Source organism: Hyphomicrobium sp. (genome assembly GCF_020852195.1).
In the GTDB taxonomy this organism is placed as follows: domain Bacteria; phylum Pseudomonadota; class Alphaproteobacteria; order Rhizobiales; family Hyphomicrobiaceae; genus Hyphomicrobium_C.
Genome location: NZ_JADZBI010000098.1, coordinates 1 through 2,873, shown reverse-complemented (window position 1 = coordinate 2,873; position 2,873 = coordinate 1). Strand labels below are relative to the sequence as shown.

Here is a 2,873-nt window from a genome sequence, read left to right as displayed (position 1 = left end):
GGCATGGAATACGCCTGGTTCAACAACGTCGAGACCAAGCCGGGCATCGGCTACCCGAAGGAATGGGAGAACCAGAAGCGCTGGAACGGCGGCTGGGTGAGGAAGAAGAACGGCCGCATCGAGCCCAGGATCGGCTCCAAGTGGCGCGTGCTCGCCAACATCTTCGCCAATCCGGACCTGCCCGAGATCGACGACTACTACGAGCCCTTCACCTTCGACTACGACCATCTGCAGAAGGCGCCGGAGATGCCGGCCATGCCGACAGCGCGCCCGCGCTCCCTCGTCACCGGTGAGCGGATCGAGAAGATCAAGTGGGGCCCGAACTGGGAGGAGATCCTGGGCGGCGAGTTCGAGAAGCGCGCCGAGGACGTGAATTTCGAGGGCGTCGAGAAGGAGATCTACGGCCAGTTCGAAAATACGTTCATGATGTACCTGCCGCGGCTGTGCGAGCACTGCCTGAACCCGGCCTGCGTCGCCTCCTGCCCGTCGGGCGCCATCTATAAGCGCGAGGAGGACGGCATCGTCCTGATCGACCAGGACAAGTGCCGCGGCTGGCGCATGTGCGTCTCGGGCTGCCCCTACAAGAAGATCTACTACAACTGGTCGAGCGGCAAATCGGAGAAGTGCATCCTCTGCTATCCGCGCATCGAGGTCGGCCAGCCGACCGTCTGCTCGGAGACCTGCGTTGGCCGCATCCGCTACCTCGGCGTCGTGCTCTATGATGCCGACCGCATCGAGGCGGCGGCGAGCGTGCCGGACGAGCAGGATCTCTACGAGGCCCAGCTCGGCATCTTCCTCGATCCCAACGATCCGAAGGTCATCGCCCAGGCCCGCGCCGACGGCATCCCCGAGAGCTGGATCGATGGCGCGCGCCATTCGCCGATCTGGAAGATGGCCATGGAATGGAAGGTCGCCTTCCCGCTGCATCCCGAATACCGCACGCTGCCGATGGTCTGGTACGTGCCGCCGCTCTCGCCCATCCAGTCCGCGGCGGAAGCCGGCAAGATCGGCCACGACGGCGAGATGCCGGACGTGAAGAGCTTGCGCATCCCGCTGCGCTATCTGGCGAACCTCTTGACCGCCGGCAAGGAGGAGCCGGTCGCGCTCGGCCTCGAGCGCATGCTCGCCATGCGCGCCTACATGCGCGCCAAGACCATCGACGGCGTGATCGACGAGGCCATCGCCAGGCGGGTGGGGCTCACGGCGGCCCAGATCGACGAGATGTACCAGGTCATGGCCATCGCCAACTACGAGGACCGCTTCGTCATCCCGACCGCCCACCGCGAGCTCGACGAGGACGTCTACGACCTGCGCGGCTCCTGCGGCTTCTCGTTCGGCAACGGCTGCTCGGACGGGCGCACGGAGACGAGCCTGTTCGGCACGCCGAAGAAGGCCAAGACGCCGATGGAGGTTTCGTGATGCGAGACACGCTGAAGACGCTCTCCGCGCTCCTCACTTATCCGACCGTCGAGCTTCAGGCGGCGGCGCCCGAGATGCGGGCCGCGCTCGAGGCCGAGGGCACGCTGCCCCGCGCCGCCCGCGACGGGCTGGTGCGTCTCCTCGACGAGATCGCCGCCGGCGACATCTACGACATGCAGGAGCGCTATGTCCTGCTGTTCGACCGCACGCGCTCGCTGTCGCTGCACCTCTTCGAGCATGTCCATGGTGAAAGCCGCGACCGTGGCCAGGCCATGGTCGATCTGGCCCAGCTCTACGAGAAGCACGGCCTTGCGCTGAGCACGTCGGAGCTGCCGGACTTCATTCCGCTGTTCCTGGAGTTCCTGTCGGCCATCCCGGCGGCGGAGGCGCGGAGCACGCTGGCCGAGGCCGTGCACATTGTCGTGGCGCTGCGCCAGCGCCTGGAGAAGCGCAGCGCGCCGTACGCCGGCGTCTTCGCTGCGCTGGAGATCCTGAGCGCGGGCCAGCCCGACGCCGAGGTCCTCGAGGCCATCCTGGCCGGTCCCGACGACGACCCCAACGATCTCGCCGCCCTCGATGCCGCCTGGAAGGACGAGGAGGTGAGGTTCGGCCCCGGCGCCGATGCCGCCGCCTGCGACACCGACGGCTTGGCGTCGCGCATCCGTGCCGGACGGCGCCCCGCCCCCGGCATGTCCGCCGAGCCGCGCCGCCCCATCGTCACCCACACCCCGTCCACGCGAGCGTGAGGAGGTTCCCATGCGCGACGCGATCAATCACATCGTCTTCGGCTGGTATCCCTATTTGTGCCTGACCGTCTTCCTGCTCGGCTCGCTGGCGCGCTTCGACCGCGAGCAGTACACGTGGCGTTCGGGATCGAGCCAGATGCTGCGTAAGCGCCAGCTCACCTGGGGCTCGAACCTGTTTCACGTCGGCATCCTGATCATCTTCGTCGGCCACTTCGTCGGCCTCCTGACGCCGATCCAGATCTTCGACGCGCTGGGCATCTCGCACGGCTTCAAGCAGGTGATGGCCATCGTCGTCGGCGGCATCGCCGGCGTCGCCTGCTTCGTCGGCATGACGCTGCTCGTCCACCGCCGCCTGTTCGACTCGCGCATCCGCAAGACGTCGTCGTTCGGCGATATTGCCGTGCTTCTGCTTCTCTACGCCCAGCTCGTCCTCGGACTCGCCACTATCGTCGTCTCGCTCGATCACCTCGACGGCCACGAGATGGTGCGCTTCATGACCTGGGCCCAGGGCATTCTGACGCTGCAGCCCGGCGTCTCGAGCCTGATCGCTGACGCGCATCCGATCTTCAAGGCGCACCTGTTTCTGGGCATGACCATCTTCCTGGTCTTCCCCTTCACGCGCCTCGTGCACGTCTGGAGCGCGCCGGTCTGGTATCTCGGCCGGCGCGGCTATCAGGTCGTGCGGTCGCGGTCCGGCGTCAACGCGGC

3 protein-coding genes are annotated in these 2,873 nt (G+C 66.8%); all 3 read left to right on the top strand.

Annotated elements, in window-relative coordinates:
- Positions 1-1,419: nitrate reductase subunit beta (narH, locus tag IT540_RS08005; protein WP_291175498.1), on the top strand; the 1,419-nt coding region annotated here is incomplete at its 5' end.
- Entirely contained in the window at positions 1,419-2,165 is a 747-nt protein-coding gene (gene narJ / locus IT540_RS08000) for a nitrate reductase molybdenum cofactor assembly chaperone (protein WP_291175495.1), read from the top strand. The genes narH and narJ, both read left to right, overlap by 1 nt.
- 10 nt (positions 2,166-2,175) lie before the next feature.
- On the top strand, positions 2,176-2,873 hold a 698-nt coding region (gene narI, locus IT540_RS07995), incomplete at its 3' end, for a respiratory nitrate reductase subunit gamma (RefSeq protein WP_291175491.1).

Bases quoted from the DNA above. Each gene is read 5' to 3' on its own strand.
- narJ (WP_291175495.1), top strand. From the start codon at position 1,419: ATGCGAGACACGCTGAAGACGCTCTCCGCGCTCCTCACTTATCCGACC.